5 protein-coding genes are annotated in these 3,169 nt (G+C 25.5%); 3 read left to right on the top strand and 2 right to left on the bottom strand.

Going from position 1 to position 3,169, the window contains the following annotated elements; translation table 11 throughout:
* Window positions 1-281 (bottom strand): hypothetical protein (locus tag Q8777_RS02455; protein ID WP_318749475.1); only part of this gene is annotated, 281 nt, incomplete at its 3' end.
* 2 nt (window positions 282-283) lie between these two features.
* Window positions 284-658 (bottom strand): hypothetical protein, encoded by a 375-nt coding sequence (locus tag Q8777_RS02460; RefSeq protein WP_318749476.1) that lies wholly within the window; start codon window positions 656-658, stop codon window positions 284-286.
* A 201-nt stretch (window positions 659-859) separates the two neighbouring features.
* On the opposite strand from Q8777_RS02460, the gene Q8777_RS02465 reads away from it, so the two are divergent.
* The 3 genes from Q8777_RS02465 to Q8777_RS02475 all read left to right on the top strand — a co-directional run bounded on the left by Q8777_RS02465 (window position 860) and on the right by Q8777_RS02475 (window position 3,071).
* A complete protein-coding gene (locus tag Q8777_RS02465) occupies window positions 860-1,435 on the top strand; it encodes a hypothetical protein (RefSeq protein ID WP_318749477.1) in 576 nt (191 codons plus the stop codon).
* A gap of 61 nt (window positions 1,436-1,496) precedes the next feature.
* Window positions 1,497-2,252: an effector gene (locus tag Q8777_RS02470; protein ID WP_318676405.1), complete on the top strand. Its 756-nt coding sequence runs from the start codon at window positions 1,497-1,499 to the stop codon at window positions 2,250-2,252.
* Between the two features lie 57 nt (window positions 2,253-2,309).
* The gene (locus Q8777_RS02475; RefSeq protein ID WP_318749478.1) at window positions 2,310-3,071 is read left to right on the top strand and encodes an effector; all 762 of its coding nucleotides are present in this window, start codon (window positions 2,310-2,312) and stop codon (window positions 3,069-3,071) included.
* The last annotated feature ends 98 nt before the right edge of the window (window positions 3,072-3,169 follow it).

Genomic DNA, 3,169 nt, shown 5'->3' on the forward strand with positions numbered 1-3,169 from the left:
TCTTGTTTAAAAAGAAGATGATAATCCAAAATTTTATTTTGATAATCTAAAGCAAGAGCTAATTCCGTTTTTCGATAACGAATTTGAAAATGAGGTTGAATAACCAAAACCTTTTGTAAAAGCAGTTTTGGATGAGGATGTTCTTTTTCTGTTAAATATTGATCAAGTTCAATTAAATCTTCTTCTCTATAATCTTTTCCATAAACTAAATCTTTTGTTTCGGGATAATTTTTCATTTTCTTTTGGATTTGGTTTAATAAATTATTCATTAAATTACTCATTTTTATTTATCTCCTAACCCAAAGTAAGAAATTTTCTTTCCATCTTCTTGAAAAGGACCCCAAATCTTTTCTTCCTCTTTTTGAAGCATCTTCGCGAAAGGATGAAGAAATAATTCTTTTACTTCTAATTTCTTTTCTTCTGGATAAAATTGATAATTTTTGGTTAAAGCAGGATTAAGTTTGATTTGAAAAGGAGGATGTGACATTTCTTGGAAGATCATTTCCAAAGTTCCGACATCTTGGTAATTTAAATATAAAATAGCTAAAGCCAAATTATAATTAGTGCTTTGAGAACACAATAAAATTTTCCATTCTCTTCTTTCTTTAATCATCAAATGATTAATAATTTCTTTTAAACCATATAAATATTTTTCCATTTTTTATGAAACTCTCTTTCCGTTTGACTCCAAAAGAAAAAAGTCAAACTGTTTTTTTAGTAAACAATTTGACTTTATTTTTTCGTTTAGAGTCAGTTACGTTTTGATGGGTCACACCCAATCCTGTTATCTAAACCAGCATCACCATCAGAAACATTACAACCTAATGAAACCCCTGCTCCTGCCAGACCAAAACGTTCTATGAAACCTAATCAACCTAAAATTAAAATAACTGCTGCTCGTTTAGAAAAGATTAAAAATTATCTTTTTACAGAAAACTCTGATCTTTCTTACTTACCATCGGATTTATTAGAACAAGAAAAAGAGGAAATCAATAAACTTAAAAATAGTTATAAATATTATTTAGAATTATTAGAAAAAGACAAAAATAAAATTAATGAAGAACAAAAAAAATGTGATGAACACAAAAACCAACTGGCTTTGATTCAACTTCAAATAGATTCTAAAAAATCACAATTATCATCATTAGAACAACAAAAATACAAAAAAGAAGGAGAAATTGATAGAAAAGATAATAACGAAGATAAAATAGAAAAACTCCAAGATGAAATAAAAAAAATAATCGAAAAAATTGAAGATGTTGAAAATCAAATCAAAGATTTAGAAGAAACCCAAGAAAAATACCAAGAATTATTATATGGTGTAGCTGGTTCTGAAAATTTTAAAAAAATGTTGGAAGAACAATATAACGACAGCCAATCAGAATACAAAAACGATATCTTAAACTCACTTAATAACCTCTACGACATAGTATAAAAAAGCAATGATAATTTATTATATTTAATTATCACTATTATTAATAAAGTACATATAATTTATGAATCAAAAAAAATGGCTTTTAATTTTCATTTTTATTAGTATTGGGCTTGCTGGTTGTTATTTTTATTTCGAAAATCAAAAAGAAACATCATTAGTATCCGAATCAGAACCAACAACAGAACCATTATCTTCTGAAGAAACACCAACCATTCCAAGACCTAAACGTTCTTTGGAAGAAGAAAAACCAAAAATCAAAACAACTAATGCTCGTTTAGAAAAGATTAAAAATTATCTTTTTACAGAAAATGCTAATCTTTCTTACTTACCATCAGATTTATTAAACAGAGAAATAGAGGAAATCAATAAACTTAAAAAGAGTTGGGGATTAAGTTTGGGTTATTTAAACAGAAAAAAAGGTGTAATTGTCAAAGAACAAAATAAATGTGATGAACACCAATCTCGATTAAATCTTATTCTTCCAAAAATAACATCTTTGGAACAACAAAAATTAAAATTAGAAGAACAACTAAAAACCAAAGAAAAAGAACTTGATGGATTAAAAATTGATAGAAAAACTAACGAAAATAAAATTGACAAACTGAACGAAGAAATATTAGGAATAGTTGGTAAAATTGGTAAAATCAAAAATGAAATTAAGAACTTACAAGCAGACCAAGAAATGTATCAAAATATTTTAAATCGTGCCAAAAAATTAAAAAAAGATTTAGAAGAACGATATAAAATAACTGAAACTGAAAAAAAAGATAAAAATTTAATTATCTCGCAATTAAACGAACTCTACGAAATTGTATAAAAATAAATAACAAAAAAATTTTTTATTAATTTATTATTAAGAAAGATTATTTTATTTATGAATCAAAAAAATTGGCTTTTAATTTTTATTTTTATTAGTATCGGACTTGGTGGATGTTATTTTTATTTTAAAAATCAAAAAGAAACATCATTAGTATCTGAATCAGAAACAACAACAGAACCATTGTTTTCAGAAGAAATGCCAACTTCGCCTAGACCAAAACGTTCTGTGGAAGAAGAAAAACCAAAATTCAAAACAACTAATGCACGTTTGGAACAAATTAAAAATTATCTTTTTACAGAACCTATTAACTCTACTTTATTACCAACCGATTTATCAGAACGAGAACAAGAAGAAATTAATGAACTTAAAAAGAGTTGGCAATCATCATTAGATTTATTAAAAGAACAAAAAACATGGATAGATGAAAATCAAAATGAATGTGATGAATACCAATCACAATTAAATAGTATTCCTTCAGAAATAAAATCTTGGGAAAACAAAAAAACCCCATTAAAAATACAACTAGAAACTAAAGAAAAAGAACTTAATAGATTAAAAATTGATAGAAAAGCTAACGAAACCCAAATTAAAAAACTCCAAGCTGAAATTTTAGAAATAGTTGTTGAAATAAAATATATTAATATTCAAATTGGTAAATTAGAAAATAAACAAGAAAAATACCAAGATATGTTAACTCGTGCTGAAGGATTAAAAAAAGATTCAGAAAAAAGTTATGAAAGATCCGAAAAAGAATTTAAAAATTTAATTTATTCTCAATTAAACGAACTCTACGAAATCACCTCAGCTGAGGGATAAATAACAAAAGGAGTTATAAGTTAAAATGATGCAAATAAAAAAAAAATTACATCTTTTACCATTCTTTTTGATTAGTTGTTTAGGTATGTTTTTAATAA

It is taken from the genome of Candidatus Phytoplasma stylosanthis (genome assembly GCF_032886435.1).
Taxonomy (GTDB): Bacteria; Bacillota_I; Bacilli_A; order Acholeplasmatales; family Acholeplasmataceae; genus Phytoplasma; species Phytoplasma stylosanthis.

Bases quoted from the DNA above. Each gene is read 5' to 3' on its own strand.
- Q8777_RS02460 (WP_318749476.1), bottom strand. From the start codon at position 658: ATGGAAAAATATTTATATGGTTTAAAAGAAATTATTAATCATTTGATG.
- Q8777_RS02465 (WP_318749477.1), top strand. From the start codon at position 860: ATGAAACCTAATCAACCTAAAATTAAAATAACTGCTGCTCGTTTAGAA.
- Q8777_RS02470 (WP_318676405.1), top strand. From the start codon at position 1,497: ATGAATCAAAAAAAATGGCTTTTAATTTTCATTTTTATTAGTATTGGG.
- Q8777_RS02475 (WP_318749478.1), top strand. From the start codon at position 2,310: ATGAATCAAAAAAATTGGCTTTTAATTTTTATTTTTATTAGTATCGGA.